This window comes from Rhodococcus sp. 14C212, assembly GCF_011058195.1.
GTDB classification, from domain to species: Bacteria; Actinomycetota; Actinomycetes; order Mycobacteriales; family Mycobacteriaceae; genus Rhodococcus; species Rhodococcus aetherivorans.
Window position 1 is genome coordinate 78,892 of record NZ_JAALEH010000001.1, and the last position, 14,951, is coordinate 93,842.

The following is a 14,951-nucleotide window of genomic DNA, read 5'->3' on the forward strand; positions in this document are numbered from 1 at the left end:
ACCGGAGTGCGCCGCCGAATCCTGTTCGCGGTCCTTGCGGGCTCGCTGCTCGTGGCCCTGCTGCTCGGAGTCCCGCTCGCCTACACCGCCTGGCTGTTCGTCGAGGACACCGCGCGCAGTGACCTCCAGGACCGGCTCGACCGCATGTCCGCGGAGATCATCGCCCAGGAGGGCGCCGACGGCCTGGTCGACGGCGGCCTCGACACCAGTTCCCTGCGGCTCGTCGTTCCCGACGGCGGCCGTCTCCTCGTCGTCTATCCGACCCCCGAGGACGCCGCGGCCCGCCTCGACATCGGCGCCGCCGCAGTACCGAACCCTCTGGTCGAGTCCCTGTCGATGGGAACGTCGGGATCCCTGCGGCTCGAGGCGCCGTCCGAGGACATGCGCCTGCTGCAGCGGCAGGTCCTGGTCGGGGTGACGCTGCTGGTGCTGCTGTCCATGGCCGTCGGTGCCGTCGTCGCCGTCGTCACCGCGCGCCGGCTGGCCGACCCGCTGCGCGACGTCGCGGCGCGGGCCCGCCGGCTGGCCGACGGCGACTTCCGGCCCGATCCACGCCGGCACGGCATCCCGGAACTCGACCGCGTCTCGGACGTCCTCGACGCCGCGACCGTCGAGATCGCCGGGCGCCTGCAGCGCGAGCACGCCCTCGTCGGCGACGTCTCGCACCAGCTGCGGTCCCGGCTGACCGCGGTGCGGCTGCGCCTCGACGAGCTGTCCACCCACTCCGACCCGGCCGTCGTCGAGGAGGCAGAGGAGGCGATGCGCCAGGTGGACCGGCTCACCACCGCCATCGACGAACTGGTCCGCGCGTCCCGTAACAGCGGGTCCGAGCTGCGCACCGAGGTGTCCGTCGTGGGGGAGCTGGCGGGAGTGATCGCGGACTGGCGGGGGCCCTACAAGGAGGCGGGCCGGGAACTGCTACTGAGCGGCGATCCGTCGCTGCGCAGCCGCGTGACCGGATCCCGGCTGCGCGAGGCCGTCGCGGTGCTGGTCGACAACGCACTCATGCACGGCGGTGGAACGTGCACGGTGTCCGTGCGGCGGGTGTCGACCCACGGCGGCGGATCGACCGTGTGCGTGGAGGTGATCGACGAGGGTGACGGTGTCAGCGACGAGTTGGCCCCCCACATCTTCGACCGCGGCTTCTCGGGTACCGGCTCGACCGGGGTGGGACTCGCGCTCGCCCGTGCCCTGACCGAGGCCGACGGCGGGCGCCTGGAACTGCAACGGCGCCGGCCCGCCCTGTTCGCCCTGTTCCTCGGCTCGACCCGCGACGAGTCCGCCCACGCGGGGATCCGGGAACCGCGCTGACCCGCGGCGGCGGGGACCGGATTCGGCTGACCCGCGGCGGCGGGGACCGGATTCAGGAGTGCCCCAGGCCTTCCTCGGCGAGTTCCTCGTGCTCGGGAACATCGCCCCCGCCGGGGTTCATCTCCTCCGGGAACACGAAACGGCGGAAGCACCAGAACCGGAAGATCATCTGCAGCAGATTGCCGATGAGATAGGCGCTGACGAAGTCGGCGATGTTCTCCATGGTGAGACTGACGTTCGGCACCCGCAGGTCGAACACGTAGCTCGAGATCCACAACGGGATGAAGCTGAGGACCACGCCGATGCCACTGACGGCGAAGAACAGCAGCGCCTCGTGGTGCCGCTCCCGGCCGCCCCGGTTCTTGAACGACCACTCCCGATTGAGGACGTACGAGCAGATCACGGCGATCACGCCGGCGATGACCTTGGCGGTCACCGGCTTCTCCTCGAGCACCGTGAGCTTGAGGGTGTAGAAGATGACCGAGTCGACGACGAAGGTGGTGCCGCCGACGATCGCGAACTTGATCAACTCGTGGTGCCGCAGCAACAGGCCCCGGAGAGGCTCGGGGACTCGGTTCACGGCAGCATCGACGAAAGACACCCGGACGAGTCTACGAAACCGGGATCCGAACACACGCACCCGCGGGCGGTTTATCAGCTTTACCACAGGAACGACGGGGTGTCGCGCGGGAGCGCGGCGCCGCGCCCACCGCCCGCTGTGACACCATGGTGAGCCGTGACCGCTACACCCCCGGACTCGGCTGCCGCCGCAACTCCCGCCGGCGACGCCCGCTCGCACTCTCCCCGCACGCTGCCCACCGGTATGCCGGTCGTCGCGATGGTCGGCGGCGGCCAGCTCGCCCGGATGACCCACCAGGCCGCGATCGCGCTCGGCCAGACCCTGCGGGTGCTGGCCGCGAGCCCGGACGATCCGGCCGCGCGGGTCAGCCCCGACGTGGTGCTCGGCAGCCACACCGATCTCGACGCGTTGCGCAGTGCCGCGACCGGCGTCCACGCCCTGACCTTCGACCACGAGCACGTGCCCACCGAGCACCTCGAGGTGCTCCAGCGCGAGGGCGTCAGCGTGCAGCCGCCGCCGCAGGCCCTGATCTACGCGCAGGACAAGCTCGCGATGCGCCGGCGTCTCGCGGAGCTCGGTGCCCCGGTGCCGCCGTTCACCGAGCTCACCTCGGTGGACGACCTCACCGCGTTCGGCGACGAGCACGGGTGGCCCGTGGTGATCAAGTCGGCGCGCGGCGGCTACGACGGTCGCGGTGTGTGGATCACCGACGACGTGGACGAGGCGCAGCGGATCGTCGCCGAGCAGCTCGCGGCCGGGGTGCCGCTCATCGCCGAGGAGAAGGTCTCGTGGCGGCGGGAGCTGTCCGCGATGGTCGCGCGCTCGCCGTTCGGGCAGGGCGCGAGCTGGCCCGTGGTCGAGACCGTGCAGTTGAACGGGCAGTGCGCCGTCGTCATCGCGCCGGCCCCGAACCTGCGGGCCGACATCGAGGCCGGCGCCGAACAGCTGGCCCTGCGCATCGCCGCCGAGCTCGGCGTGGTCGGGGTGATGGCGGTCGAGCTGTTCGAGACCGAATCCGGCGAGCTGATCGTCAACGAGCTCGCGATGCGGCCGCACAACTCCGGGCACTGGGGCATGGACGGCGCCCGCACCGGACAGTTCGAACAGCACCTGCGCGCGGTGCTGGACTACCCGCTCGGCGACACGTCACCGATCGTCCCGGTGACGGTGATGGCGAACGTGCTCGGCGCCCCCGAGGCGCCCGCGATGAGCATGGACGAGCGGCTGCACCACCTGTTCGCCCGGATGCCCGACGTGCGTGTGCACCTCTACGGCAAGGGCGAGCGCAAGGACCGCAAGATCGGGCACGTCAACGTGCTCGGGGACGCGTCCGGGTCGATCGACGACCCGCAGTACGTGGCGGCGGTGCGCGAACGCGCGGAACGCGCGGCGCACTGGCTCTCGCACGGAGTGTGGACCGACGGATGGGATTCTCACGGTGACTGACGGAGCACAGGTCGGCCTGATCATGGGCAGCGACTCGGACTGGCCGACGATGCAGGCCGCCGCCGAGGCGCTCGTCGAGTTCGGGATCCGCTTCGAGGTGGGGGTCGTCTCGGCGCACCGCACCCCGCAACGCATGCTCGACTACGCCCGCGACGCCGCCGGGCGCGGCATCAAGGTGATCATCGCCGGCGCCGGCGGTGCCGCCCACCTTCCGGGCATGGTCGCCTCCGCAACCCCGCTCCCGGTGATCGGCGTGCCGGTCCCCCTGAAGTACCTCGACGGCATGGACTCGCTGCTGTCGATCGTGCAGATGCCTGCCGGGGTGCCCGTCGCGACCGTCTCCATCGGCGGCGCCCGCAACGCCGGCCTGCTCGCCGCCCGTATCCTCGGCGCGGCCGACCCCGCGCTGCGGGAACGGATGGAGCAGTTCCAGGCGGGCCTCGAGCAGATGGTGCTCGAGAAGGACGACGCGTTGCGGCGGACGCTGCTCGGCTGACTTCGTGCACGTACGCGCGCTTTTCGGTCGTCCGCCCTTGAAATTGCGCGCGCGGACGACTGCTCGCGGCGCGGATCGTATGGTGCGCGCGTCGCGGGGCGACGCGCAGGCCCGGGCGGTGACGGTCCTGGCCCTGCTGTGGGCCCGGGGGTGGGGTGGCCGCGTCGGCTTCGACGACGAGTTCGGCCTCTATGTGTGCACCGGGATGCGCGGCGGCTACGCCCGGTCGGGCACGACGATCGGCGGGGTGTTCCTCACCGGCCGGCCACCGTCGCGTCGGATCCTGCGGCACGAGGCGGTCCACGCCGATCAGTGGGCGCGGCACGGGGCCGGATTCGCCGTCCGCTACGCCTGGGAGGAGCTGCGCCACCCGGGTGCCCGCAACAGGTTCGAGATCGAGGCCGGCCTCGCCGACGGGGGCTACGTCGCCTGAACCTGCCGGCCCTCAGCCGTTCAGCCGGACGGTGATCTTCTCGCTTTCGACCCGTCGATCCGTGGCAGCCGGGTCCGGGTTGCTCACCTGCACCAGCGACGCCCCCGCGGCGAGGACGGCGAGCAGGCCGTCGGTCAGCGCCTGCGGGGTGCCCCAGTCGCGGCTCGACAGCACCCGGTCCGCGCCGGTGATGCCGGCCGCCGCGGCCGCGTCCCGGGCCGCCGCAACCACTTCGCCGGCCGTCCGTCCGTCGAGCACCGGCCCGCCGTCCCCGGCGGAGCGGAACTGGTCACCGTGCACCCGCACGTGCGTCGCGTAGTCGGTGACCCCCACCGGCAGGTCCGGCACGGGCCGGCCGAACGCATCGAGCGAGAGGACGGCGACCTCGGCGACGTCCGCGACATCGTCGAGACGGTCCGCGGTGACCAGCGCGAGGTCCGCGTCGTCGGGTTCGAGTACCACCTCGGCGCCGGCCCACCACGCCCCGAGCAGGACCGCGGCACTCTGCCAGTGGGCCGGGAGCAGGACGGCCACCCGGCCGCCGGGCAGCAGACCGAACTCGTCGCGCACCATGTTCGCCGTCTTGGCGGCCCAGTTCGCCAGGGTGACCGCGGACAGCTCGATCCGGGCGCCGGACGCGTCGTCGTACCACGTGATGCGGGGGCCGGCCGGGTCGGCGGCCAGGATCGGATCGAGCAGGGTGTCGGTCAGAGTGGTCACAGCTTCCTCGTTCTTCAGTTCACGCAGCGGGGGCCGGCGGAGCCGGCGTCGATCGGCGGGGCGGCCGGGACGGACGTCGGGGTGGCCCCGGCGCTCACGAGATCCGATCCGGAGGCCACGGAGGTGACGTCCGCATCCGTGCCCGGTCCCGCATACTCCTCGGTGAGCACCACCCGCACCGTGTCGGCGTCGAGCGACGGGTCGGCGGCGGTGGCCAGGCCACCGAGCGCCTCCGCGACGGCACGCGCCTGGTCGGACTCGGGATCGGCGGCGAAGACCGTCGACTCGTCCACCGCGCGGCCGGTGTGGTTGCCGACGCCGCCCTCGACGAAGCCGTCGCCGACGAGCACGGCCGCGACGCGGGAGGCCAGGCCGGCGACGCCACCGGCGTTGGCGACGTCCACCGTGATCGTGCCGGCATCGACCTCCGGCGCCGCGCTCGTCGTGGGCTGCGACCCGTCGTCGCCGGAGCCGGGTTCGACGAGGTCGGCGACGAAGCGGCGCACCTCCTCCGGATCCACCTGCACCACGGATTCGCCGTAGTCGGTCATCGCGTTGAGGTCCTGGACGGGGATCGTGGAGAACTGCACGGCGCCGCCGGCGAGGTCCTGCATCCGGGTGGCCAGGTCGAGGATGTCCCAGTCGGAGTCCAGGACCACCGACCTCTGCACGGCCGCGCTGAGCTGGTTCAGCTTGGACGGGTTGCTCAGCGTCTTCGCGCTGAGCACCTTCTGCACGAGTGAGGCCATGAACACCTGCTGGCGCACGATCCGGTCCAGGTCGCCGCGGGGCAGGTCGTGGCGCTGCCGGACGAAGCTCAGGGCGTCCGCGCCGTCGAGGGTCTGCTCGCCGGCGGGGAAGTTCGCCCCGGACAGCGGCTCGTCGACCGGGTTGTTCAGGCACACGTCTACGCCGCCGACGGCATCGGTGAGCAGCACGAACCCGAGCAGGCCGACCTCGGCGTAGTGGTCGACCGTGACGCCGGTCAGGTCGGCGACCGACTCGACCAGCGCCTCCCGGCCCGCCTGCGTGGCCGCCTTCTCGGCAGCCGCATCGGACTCGCCGGACTCGACGAGTCGCAGCCGCTCGGTCTCCTTGGTGGCGCCGAACGCGGCGTTGATCTTCGACATCCCGATGTCGGGCACCTGGACGTAGGTGTCGCGGGGGATCGAGATGGCGGTGGCCGAGGTGCCGTCGAGCGGTACCCGGACCAGGATGACCGTGTCGGTGTTGTTGGCCACTTCCTCGCCGGCCCGCAGCGCGTCGAGTTCGCGCTGGGACAGCGGATTGCCGTGTGCATCGGTGCGGCTGTCGGTGCCCACCAGGAGGATGTCGAGGGCGCCGTCCCGGCCGTCGCCCAGGGTGAGCCCGCCCACCGTGGCGAGCGAGGAGCGCAGCGAATCGATGCCGCGCCACGCGACGCCGGTGACGACCAGGGTGAGCGCCGCGGCGACGCTGACGGCGATCCGCAGCGGCCGGCCGCGGAAGACCCCCGATCCTCCCCCCGCGTCGCGCGCCGGCACTCGGCGTGTGGGCGGCTCTGGCGGCACCTGGCGGTCCTCTCGTCGGGCGTCGGCGGTCGCACCCAGGCTACTGCCGACACCGCGGCCCTTGTGGCACCCGCCGCGGCGTGCCCGGCTCGTACCGGGTGACAGCCGCGCCGGCTACCGGGTGACAGCCGCGCCGGCGTGCCAGACTCGTGCCCGTGCAGACCGTTCTCGTCACCGGAGCCCGCGGACAGCTGGGCCGTCACCTGCTCACCCGCGGCGCCGCGGCCGGCCTCCCGATCCGGGGCGTCGGCGCGGAGGAGGCGGACATCACCGATCCGGATGCCGTCGCCGCGCTCGTCCAACCGGGCGCCGTCGTGCTCAACTGCGCCGCCTACACCGCCGTCGACGCGGCCGAGACCCATGTGGAGGACGCCGCCGCGGTCAACGAATGGGGACCGGCCCACCTGGCCGCCGCGTGCGCGGCCGCCGGAGCGCACCTGATCCACGTGTCCACCGACTACGTGTTCGCCGGCGACGGGGACCGCCCGTACCGGGTCGGCGATCCGACCGGGCCCCGCACCGTCTACGGCCGGTCGAAGCTTGCGGGGGAGCGTGCGGTGCTCGACCGGTTGCCGACCGCCCACGTGGTGCGCACCGCGTGGCTCTACACCGGCGAAGGCAGCGACTTCGTCGCGACGATGCTGCGGCTCGAGCGCGAACGCGACACCGTGCGGGTCGTCGACGATCAGGTCGGCTGCCCCACCTACGCCGCCGACCTCGCCGACGGGCTCCTCGAACTCGCCGCCCGGGCCGGTGCGGTGCCCGGCGGGGTCCTGCACGCGACGAACTCCGGGCAGGCCAGCTGGTTCGACCTCGCCTGTGCGGTCTTCGCCGAGGTGGGCGCCGACCCGGGCCGCGTGCAGCCCTGCGGCAGCGACGAGTTCGTGCGGCCCGCACCCCGCCCGGCCTACTCCGTCCTCGACGGCAGCGCGTGGGCCGCGGCCGGGCTGACGCCGCTCCGGCCGTGGCGGCCCGCGCTGCACGCCGCGATCGGCGCCCTGCGGGCCCGGGCGTGATTCGGCGCGGCCGCGCCCGGCGGCTAAGGTGACGGCGTGAGTTCGAAGCTGACCGTGGTGACGGTGACCTACTCGCCCGGTGAGCATCTGGAGCACTTCCTGACCTCGCTGACCGGCGCGACGAACCTGCCCACCCAAGTGATCCTGGCGGACAACGGGTCCGCCGACGGCACCCCCGAAGACGCCGCGGCCCGGCACTCGAACGTGCGGCTGCTGCACACCGGCGGCAACATCGGCTACGGCGGGGCCGTCAACCGGGCCGTCGCGGAGGTCGATCCGGCGGAGGAGTTCGTCGTCGTCGCCAATCCCGACGTGCGCTGGGGGCCCGGGTCGCTGGACCGGCTGCTCGAGGGTGCGCGTCGCTGGCCGCGGGCGGCCGCCCTGGGTCCGCTCATCCGCGAGCCCGACGGCACCGTCTATCCGTCGGCGCGATCGGTGCCCGGGCTGGTCGCCGGCGCCGGGCACGCGCTGCTCGGCACGGTGTGGCCGGAGAATCCGTGGACGCAGCGGTACCGGCAGGAGAACGAGACCGTCTCCGAACGGGCGGTGGGGTGGCTGTCCGGGTCGTGCCTGCTGGTGCGGCGGGCGGCGTTCGACGCGGTCGACGGCTTCGACTCGCGCTATTTCATGTACATGGAGGACGTCGATCTCGGCGACCGGTTCGGCCGGGCGGGCTGGCTCAACGTGTACGTGCCCTCCGCAGAGGTCACGCACGCGAAGGGGCACGCCGCCGGCCGGCATCCCGAGCTGATGCTGCCGGCCCACCACGAGAGCGCGTACCGGTTCCAGGCGGACCGGCACCCGCATCCGTGGCAGGCGCCGCTGCGGTGGGCGCTGCGGGCCGGGCTCGCCGCCCGGTCGAGGATGTCGGTGGCCGCGGCGGCGCGCGAACGGGCGCGGGCGGCCGGGGCGGGCAAGACCACGGAACAGGGGACACGATGACGAACGATGCTGCGCCGCACACCGATGCGGTGATCCTGGTGGGTGGGCAGGGCACCCGGCTGCGGCCGCTGACCCTGTCCGCGCCGAAGCCGATGCTGCCCACCGCCGGCCTGCCGTTCCTGACGCACCTGCTCACGCGGATCCGTGCGGCCGGCATCAAGCACGTGGTGCTCGGAACATCCTTCAAGGCGGAGGTTTTCGAGGACTACTTCGGTGACGGCTCGGAACTGGGTCTCGAGATCGAGTATGTCACCGAGGCGGAGCCGCTGGGCACCGGCGGCGGCATCCGCAACGTCCTGCCCCGGCTGCGCGCCGACAACGTCATGGTCTTCAACGGTGACGTCCTGGGCGGCACGGATCTCGGCGCGGTGCTCGACACGCACCTGCGCACCGACGCCGACGTGACGCTGCACCTGGTGCGCGTGGGCGACCCCCGCGCGTTCGGGTGCGTGCCGACCGACGAGGAGGGCCGGGTCACCGCGTTCCTCGAGAAGACGCAGGATCCGCCGACGGACCAGATCAACGCCGGCTGCTACGTCTTCAAGCGCGAGATCATCGAGTCGATCCCGGAGGGCCGTCCGGTATCCGTGGAGCGTGAGGTCTTTCCGTCCCTGCTGGCGGAGGGCAAACGCGTGTACGGGCACGTCGACGCCGCCTACTGGCGGGACATGGGCACGCCGGAGGACTTCGTGCGCGGCTCGGCGGACCTGGTGCGCGGCATCGCGCCGTCGCCCGCGCTCGGTGGGCAGCGCGGCGAATCCCTCGTCCATCCCGGTGCCTCCGTCGCGCCCGGTGCCCTGCTGATCGGCGGCACCGTCGTCGGCCGCGGCGCCGAGATCGGCGCCGGCGCACGCTTGGACGGCGCGGTGATCTTCGACGGCGCGAGGGTGGAGGCCGGGGCGGTGATCGAGCGGTCCATCATCGGATTCGGGGTCCGGGTCGGTCCCCGCGCCCTGATCCGCGACGGGGTGATCGGCGACGGCGCCGACATCGGGGCGCGCTGCGAGCTGTTGCGCGGCGCCCGGGTCTGGCCCGGTGTGCAGATCCCCGACGGGGGGATCCGTTTCAGCACCGACGTGTGAGCAGGGGGGTTCCACGATGAAGTTCGAACGGTATGTGGCGCTGGGTGATTCGTTCACCGAAGGCGTCGGGGACCCGGATCCGGCCCGGCCCAACGGGTTGCGTGGCTGGGCGGACCTCGTCGCCGAGGAGCTCGCCCGCGACAACCCCGGATTCGGGTATGCGAACCTCGCCGTGCGCGGACGGCTGCTGCGTCCGATCCTCGACGAGCAGCTCGACGCGGCGATCGCGCTGCGGCCGGACCTGGTGACGATCTACGCCGGCGGCAACAATCTGATGCGTCCGAAGCTCGACCTCGACGCGTTGGCGGCCGAGTACGACGACGCGATCGGCAAGCTTGCCGCCACGGGTGCACGGGTGCTCGTGTGGACGGCCTACGACGGTAGCTGGGCGCCGGTGTTCGGGGTCCTGCGCGGCCGCTGGGCGGTCTACAACGAGCTGGTCCGGGAGATCGCCGACCGCCACGGTGCGACGATCGTCGACTTCTGGCGGTTCGCCGAGTACCGCGACCTGCGGATGTGGGATTTCGACCGGCTCCACATGTCGCCGGCCGGTCACCGGAACATGGCGATCCGCGTGCTCGATCTCCTCGGTGTGGCACACACGCTCACCCCGGCCGAATTCGATGCCGCGCCGGTGGTCTCGGCGGCGAAGCGGGCCGAGGACCGCCGGTGGGCACGCGAATTCCTGATCCCCTGGGTCGGCCGGCGCCTGCGTGGCACCTCCTCGGGTGACGGCATCGAACCGAAACGCCCCACGCTACAACCGGTCTAACGGCCCGCCCCGGTGTGTGCGGCGGGGCCCGCCCCGGTGCGTGCGGCGGCGAGGCCGAGCAGGTGCCCGAGGGTGTCGTGCTCGGCCTCCGGCGGCAGTGCGTCCACCGGCCACCAGCGCAGGTCGGTGGATTCCGCGCTGCGGACGGGCACGGCCCCGGGTGGCGCGACAACGAGGAACCGCAGGTCGAGGTGCCGGGTCGGGCGGCCCAGCGAGCAGGTGATCGGATGGGTGTGCGCCGAGAGCAGTTCCGGATCGATGACCAGGTTCTCGATGCCGGACTCCTCGGTCGCCTCCCGCAGCGCCGCGTCGACGACCGTCTCGTCGGATTCCTCGCAGTGCCCGCCGAGCTGGATCCACCGCCCCACCCGGGGATGCAGTGTGAGCAGCACGTGCCGGCGGTCGGCGTCGAGCACGAGCGAGGACGCCGTGACGTGACCGGGAACGTGCCGGCGCAGACACCCCTCGGGCGCGGCGTCGAGAAATGCCAACATGGTGTGCCGCAGCGACTCCGCGTCCGCCGAATCGGTCCGCCAGGTCTGCAGCCGGTCGACGGCCGAGGCGTGCAGCGTGGACGCGGTCACAGTTCCAGCAGCAGGTCGCCGGTCGCGGGGGCGACGCGCGGCGTCGCCGGCTCGAGGGGATGTCCGACCGCGATCGCGCCGAGCGGCGACCAGTCCGCGGGCAGGTCGAGTTCACGCCGCACGACATCCGGGGCGAAGATCGTCGACCCGATCCAGCAGCTGCCGAGCCCGCGCACGGCGAGCGAGACCAGCAGGCCCTGGACCGCGGCGCCGGCGGCGACGGTGAACATCGTGGCCTCGGCGGCGGTGCGGCGGACGTCGGGGTAGCTGTGCGCGCCGTCGGGAACCCAGAACGGGATCACCATTTCGGGGGCGTCGTAGAGGAGAGCGCCGCGGCCGACCCGACGGTCGATCGCGGCCGGTGCGAGCCCGTCGCCGGCGAGGTCGGCGGCCCAGCGTTCGCGCATGCGGTCGAGCAGCCGCCGGCGGACCTGCTCGGTGCGGACCCAGACGAACCGCACCGGGTGGGTGTGGTGCGGCGCCGGAGCGGTGAGCGCCTCGGCGACCGCATCCCGCAGATCCTCGGGATCGACCGGCTCCGAGGAGAATTCGCGCACCGACCGGCGCAACAGCAGCGCCTCGCGGCGGCCGCGCTCGAGTGCCTCGGCGGTGCCGAGCCAGAACAGGTCGTCCTCCCCGCAGCGGATCAGTTCCTGTGCGGTGGAACCGTTGTCGGGCAGGTCGAGGCCGCGGACCACCGCGACCGGTACTCCGCCCAGCTTGCCCTTGACGAGGTCGCCCGCGGCGGCGATCTCGTCGGCGACGGCGACCGAGGTGACGAACAGCTCGTTGCCCTGCGCGTCCCGGGATCCCGCATATTCGTGCAGCACCGGGATCCCGGCCGCACCGATCGCGGCGTCGGTCTGGCCGACGCGCCAGGCCCGGCCCATCGTGTCGGTGACGACCACCGCGACCGTCACGCCGAGCAGGGTCCCCAGGCGCTCCCGCAGCGCCGCGGCGCTCGCGTCCGGGTCCTCGGGCAGCAGGGCGAGTTCGGATGCGGCGACGTTGGAGCCGTCGATCCCGGAGGCTGCCTGCACGATCCCGAGCCGGTTCTCGGTGATGAGGGTGCGGCCCTTGCGGGCGAGCACGCGTACGGCCTCCTGGTCGACGAGGCGGCGCCGGAGCGCGTCGCGGGCCTCGGGGTCGGTGGGGGCGTCGACGATGCGGCCCTCGACCTTGGAGAAGACCTTGCTGGTGACGACGAGGACGTCCCCGTCGGCGAGCCAGGGTGCGGCAGTGGCCAGTGCGGCGGCGAGGTCGTCGCCGGGCCGGAACTCGGGCAGGCCCGGCACCGGGAGGATCTCGATCGGCCGTCCGGGGGAGTGGTCGCGCACTCCGGCGGCGGTCCCGGCGGCCGTGTCGGTGGGCATGGTCACGGCGTCACTCCTGCCAGTTCTAATGCGGCGCGAGCCATTTCGGCTGTCGCGCCGGGATCGGTCATGAGCAGCGGCACGCTGCGCACCTCGACGCCGGGCACATCGGCGGTGTCGGTGGAGTGGATCAGCCACCCGTCGAGCAGGCCCGCGCCGGTGCGGGCGCCGTAGTGCCGTCCGACGCCCTGCGCGGTCGACTCGACGCCGATCACGTCGAGGCAGGCGTCGGCCATGCCGCGCAACGGCTTTCCGTCGATCACCGGCGACAGGCCGACGATCTTCGCGGACGTGGTGCGCAGCGCGCCGCGCAGGCCGGGGATCGCGAGGAGCGCGCCGATGCTCACCACCGGGTTCGACGGGGCGAGGATCACCACGTCCGCCGATTCGATCGCCGCGAGCACCCCGGGGGCGGGTGCGGCCTTCTCGGCGCCGATGTGCGCGAAGCTGTGCGTGGGAACCTGCGCGCGGTGCCGGACCCACCATTCCTCGAAGTGCACGGCGCGCTGCTCGCCGTCGGCCGGATCGGTGATGACCACGTGGGTCTCGCTGCGGTCGTCGGAGACCGGGAGCAGGGTGACGCCGGGCTTCCACCGGTCGCACAGAGCCTCGGTCACGGCCGAGAGCGGGTATCCGGCGCCCAGCAACTGGGTGCGCAGCAGGTGGGTCGCGATGTCGCGGTCGCCGAGACCGAACCAGTCGGGTGTGGCGCCGTACGCCGCCAGCTCCTCCTTCGCGTGCCAGGTCTCGTCGGCCCGGCCCCATCCGCGTTCGGTGTCGATCCCGCCGCCGAGGGTGTACATGCACGTGTCCAGGTCGGGGCAGATCCGCAGCCCGTGCATCCAGACGTCGTCGCCGATGTTGACGATCGCGGTGACCCGGTGTGCGGCGTCGGGGTCGAGGTCGCGGCCGGGTTCGATGCCGAGGAGCCGGCGCACGCCGGTGAGAAAACGCGCACCTCCGACGCCGCCGACCAATACAGTCACGTTCACAGGGCAAGCCTAGGCGGTGCGCCGGGTGGGCTGCCGGGGTGCCTGCGCGCCCGGGCGGCGGACGCGCAGCGGCACGGTGGAGAACCCCGGATGGTAAGGCAGCGGCGCCGCTCGGCTTGACCGCGACACGCCCCACGTGTCTAATCACATAAGTGTCATTTCCAGTGAGCCGGGGCCGGGATCGGTTGTGGTGAACTGCATTCGAACGCATGTTCGACCGGGATGGCGCGGAGTGGGCCGGTTTCGACGAGAGTTGCAGCGCTGCAGGTGAGGAGGCGAACGATGGCCGACGAGCGCGAATGGTTCGAGAGCTCTCGGATCGACACTGCAGGCATCGACACTGCAGGCGAGGACGTTCGGGACGACATCGACGGCATCGGGGGGGACGCGCCCGCGCGACCCGTGCTCAGCCTGATCGATGGTTTCGGCGACCCGTCCGACGGTGGCGACGAACAGTGGCAGGAACGCGCGCTGTGCGCGCAGACGGATCCCGAGGCGTTCTTCCCCGAGAAGGGCGGATCGACGCGGGAGGCGAAGCGGATCTGCTTGGGCTGCGAGGTCCGGGACGAGTGTCTCGAATACGCGCTGGCCAACGACGAGCGCTTCGGCATCTGGGGCGGTCTGTCGGAGCGGGAGCGCCGGCGCCTCAAGCGCGGCATCGTCTGAGGACGTCAGTCCTCGTCGAAGCCGCCGAGCTCGGGGTCGATGACCTCGGGCTCCACGCCGAGATAGGTGGCGACCTGGTGCACGAGCACGTCGTGCACCAGATCGGTGAGATCCTCGGGATCCTTCGCCCGCAGTTCGAGCGGGCGACGGAAGAGCACGATCCGGGCCCGCGTCGCGGCGCCGCGACGGTCGATCCCCGCGGGCACGAGACGCGACAGCGGCACCGGACCGTCCGCCACCACCTCCGACGGCCAGTTCACCGAGTCGGGGTCGAGGGCGCGAATCTTGGGCACCTCGTCGACGGCGATGTCGAGCTTGGTCAGCCGGTCGTGCCACTGTGCGTCGATCGGGGCGAACGCCCCCAGCACGAGCAGATCGAACTTCTCCGCCCGCGAGCGCCACGCCGGCAGCTCGTGCGGGAACAACGGCCCGCGCACCCCGCGGCCGCGTCGCGCGACCGAGCGGGACGTCACAGGGCGGGAACGGCGCGAGCGGTGCATGCTCTGGACAGTACGACACGAAAATCTGTACCGGGTTCTCCGGTGTGTCCGGATAGTCCCCGGGCGGACGGCGCGCTACTCTCCGACTGTGAGATCACTGCGTCGATGCTGCCGGCCTGGGTGCAAGAACCCTGCTGTTGCGACGCTGACCTACGTGTACTCGGACTCCACCGCGGTCGTCGGTCCGCTGGCGACGGTCGCCGAGCCGCACTCGTGGGATCTGTGCGAATCGCACGGCTCGCGGATCACCGCGCCCAAGGGGTGGGAGCTGGTCCGGTACGAGGGTGCCTTCACCACCGGCACTCCGGACGAGGACGACCTGACCGCCCTGGCCGAGGCGGTGCGCGAGGCCGGTCTCGGCGAGCGTGGCCGAACCGACTCCGACGACACCGATTCCGGTGTCCCCACGGCGCTGGCGGCGCCACCCACGGCCCGCACCGGCCGTCGTGGCCACCTGCGCGTGTTGCCCGATCCCACGTCCTGATCGT

Annotated in this window: 17 protein-coding genes; 10 read left to right on the forward strand and 7 right to left on the reverse strand. The window is 72.5% G+C overall.

Features of this window, described 5'->3' with window-relative positions:
* Positions 1 to 6 precede the first annotated feature (6 nt).
* Positions 7 to 1,311 carry a HAMP domain-containing sensor histidine kinase gene (locus G6038_RS00400; protein ID WP_165035363.1) on the forward strand — a complete coding sequence of 435 codons (1,305 nt, stop codon included), beginning with the start codon at positions 7 to 9 and terminating at the stop codon, positions 1,309 to 1,311.
* 52 nt (positions 1,312 to 1,363) lie between these two features.
* Here G6038_RS00400 and G6038_RS00405 read toward each other — a convergent pair whose 3' ends face one another.
* Entirely contained in the window at positions 1,364 to 1,912 is a 549-nt protein-coding gene (locus G6038_RS00405; protein WP_165035364.1) for a GtrA family protein, read from the reverse strand.
* A gap of 222 nt (positions 1,913 to 2,134) precedes the next feature.
* Here G6038_RS00405 and G6038_RS00410 point away from each other — a divergent pair, with 222 nt between their 5' ends.
* From G6038_RS00410 to G6038_RS00420, 3 genes are all read left to right on the forward strand, one after another.
* Positions 2,135 to 3,337 carry a 5-(carboxyamino)imidazole ribonucleotide synthase gene (locus G6038_RS00410; RefSeq protein WP_206024080.1) on the forward strand — a complete coding sequence of 401 codons (1,203 nt, stop codon included), beginning with the start codon at positions 2,135 to 2,137 and terminating at the stop codon, positions 3,335 to 3,337.
* On the forward strand, positions 3,330 to 3,833 hold the full coding sequence (gene purE, locus G6038_RS00415) for a 5-(carboxyamino)imidazole ribonucleotide mutase (RefSeq protein WP_346772707.1): 504 nt from the start codon (positions 3,330 to 3,332) through the stop codon (positions 3,831 to 3,833). The genes G6038_RS00410 and purE overlap by 8 nt, the downstream gene beginning before the upstream one ends.
* Before the next feature lie 79 nt (positions 3,834 to 3,912).
* Complete coding sequence (locus G6038_RS00420) at positions 3,913 to 4,266, forward strand: hypothetical protein (protein ID WP_206024050.1); 354 nt, start codon at positions 3,913 to 3,915, stop codon at positions 4,264 to 4,266.
* Between the two features lie 12 nt (positions 4,267 to 4,278).
* On the opposite strand, the gene G6038_RS00425 is transcribed toward G6038_RS00420, so the two are convergent.
* Both G6038_RS00425 and G6038_RS00430 read right to left on the reverse strand, forming a co-directional pair.
* Positions 4,279 to 4,986, reverse strand: a complete 708-nt coding sequence (locus G6038_RS00425; protein WP_165035366.1) for a TIGR03089 family protein — start codon at positions 4,984 to 4,986, stop codon at positions 4,279 to 4,281.
* A 14-nt stretch (positions 4,987 to 5,000) separates the two neighbouring features.
* Positions 5,001 to 6,536: an LCP family protein gene (locus tag G6038_RS00430; protein WP_165035367.1), complete on the reverse strand. Its 1,536-nt coding sequence runs from the start codon at positions 6,534 to 6,536 to the stop codon at positions 5,001 to 5,003.
* A 155-nt stretch (positions 6,537 to 6,691) separates the two neighbouring features.
* On the opposite strand from G6038_RS00430, the gene rfbD reads away from it, so the two are divergent.
* From rfbD to G6038_RS00450, 4 genes are read left to right on the forward strand one after another with little or no spacing between them, the layout of a single operon-like run.
* On the forward strand, positions 6,692 to 7,552 hold the full coding sequence (rfbD, locus tag G6038_RS00435; protein WP_165035368.1) for a dTDP-4-dehydrorhamnose reductase: 861 nt from the start codon (positions 6,692 to 6,694) through the stop codon (positions 7,550 to 7,552).
* A gap of 36 nt (positions 7,553 to 7,588) precedes the next feature.
* Entirely contained in the window at positions 7,589 to 8,494 is a 906-nt protein-coding gene (locus G6038_RS00440) for a glycosyltransferase family 2 protein (RefSeq protein ID WP_165035369.1), read from the forward strand.
* Positions 8,491 to 9,576, forward strand: a complete 1,086-nt coding sequence (locus G6038_RS00445; protein WP_165035370.1) for an NDP-sugar synthase — start codon at positions 8,491 to 8,493, stop codon at positions 9,574 to 9,576. Before G6038_RS00440 ends, G6038_RS00445 begins: the two co-directional genes overlap by 4 nt.
* Positions 9,577 to 9,592: 16 nt before the next feature.
* Positions 9,593 to 10,348 (forward strand): SGNH/GDSL hydrolase family protein, encoded by a 756-nt coding sequence (locus tag G6038_RS00450; protein WP_165035371.1) that lies wholly within the window; start codon positions 9,593 to 9,595, stop codon positions 10,346 to 10,348.
* Here G6038_RS00450 and G6038_RS00455 read toward each other — a convergent pair.
* From G6038_RS00455 to cofD, 3 genes are read right to left on the reverse strand one after another with little or no spacing between them, the layout of a single operon-like run.
* On the reverse strand, positions 10,345 to 10,932 hold the full coding sequence (locus tag G6038_RS00455) for an NUDIX domain-containing protein (protein ID WP_165035372.1): 588 nt from the start codon (positions 10,930 to 10,932) through the stop codon (positions 10,345 to 10,347). The genes G6038_RS00450 and G6038_RS00455 overlap by 4 nt on opposite strands.
* On the reverse strand, positions 10,929 to 12,305 hold the full coding sequence (locus G6038_RS00460) for a coenzyme F420-0:L-glutamate ligase (protein WP_165035489.1): 1,377 nt from the start codon (positions 12,303 to 12,305) through the stop codon (positions 10,929 to 10,931). The genes G6038_RS00455 and G6038_RS00460 overlap by 4 nt, the downstream gene beginning before the upstream one ends.
* A 2-nt stretch (positions 12,306 to 12,307) precedes the next feature.
* Positions 12,308 to 13,297 (reverse strand): 2-phospho-L-lactate transferase, encoded by a 990-nt coding sequence (gene cofD / locus G6038_RS00465; RefSeq protein WP_165035373.1) that lies wholly within the window; start codon positions 13,295 to 13,297, stop codon positions 12,308 to 12,310.
* Between the two features lie 402 nt (positions 13,298 to 13,699).
* Here cofD and G6038_RS00470 point away from each other — a divergent pair, with 402 nt between their 5' ends.
* Complete coding sequence (locus tag G6038_RS00470; protein ID WP_170914112.1) at positions 13,700 to 13,963, forward strand: WhiB family transcriptional regulator; 264 nt, start codon at positions 13,700 to 13,702, stop codon at positions 13,961 to 13,963.
* A 5-nt stretch (positions 13,964 to 13,968) separates the two neighbouring features.
* On the opposite strand, the gene G6038_RS00475 is transcribed toward G6038_RS00470, so the two are convergent.
* Positions 13,969 to 14,463, reverse strand: a complete 495-nt coding sequence (locus tag G6038_RS00475) for a metallopeptidase family protein (protein ID WP_037201001.1) — start codon at positions 14,461 to 14,463, stop codon at positions 13,969 to 13,971.
* An 88-nt stretch (positions 14,464 to 14,551) separates the two neighbouring features.
* On the opposite strand from G6038_RS00475, the gene G6038_RS00480 reads away from it, so the two are divergent.
* Positions 14,552 to 14,947, forward strand: coding sequence for a DUF3499 domain-containing protein (locus G6038_RS00480; protein WP_346772708.1), 396 nt, complete (start codon positions 14,552 to 14,554; stop codon positions 14,945 to 14,947).
* The last annotated feature ends 4 nt before the right edge of the window (positions 14,948 to 14,951 follow it).

What these genes read in the sequence shown, in the direction of transcription:
- G6038_RS00410 (WP_206024080.1), top strand. Translation starts at nt 2,135, where the DNA reads ATGCCGGTCGTCGCGATGGTCGGCGGCGGCCAGCTCGCCCGGATGACC.
- G6038_RS00420 (WP_206024050.1), top strand. Translation starts at nt 3,913, where the DNA reads ATGGTGCGCGCGTCGCGGGGCGACGCGCAGGCCCGGGCGGTGACGGTC.
- G6038_RS00445 (WP_165035370.1), top strand. Translation starts at nt 8,491, where the DNA reads ATGACGAACGATGCTGCGCCGCACACCGATGCGGTGATCCTGGTGGGT.
- G6038_RS00450 (WP_165035371.1), top strand. Translation starts at nt 9,593, where the DNA reads ATGAAGTTCGAACGGTATGTGGCGCTGGGTGATTCGTTCACCGAAGGC.
- G6038_RS00460 (WP_165035489.1), bottom strand. Translation starts at nt 12,305, where the DNA reads ATGCCCACCGACACGGCCGCCGGGACCGCCGCCGGAGTGCGCGACCAC.
- G6038_RS00475 (WP_037201001.1), bottom strand. Translation starts at nt 14,463, where the DNA reads ATGCACCGCTCGCGCCGTTCCCGCCCTGTGACGTCCCGCTCGGTCGCG.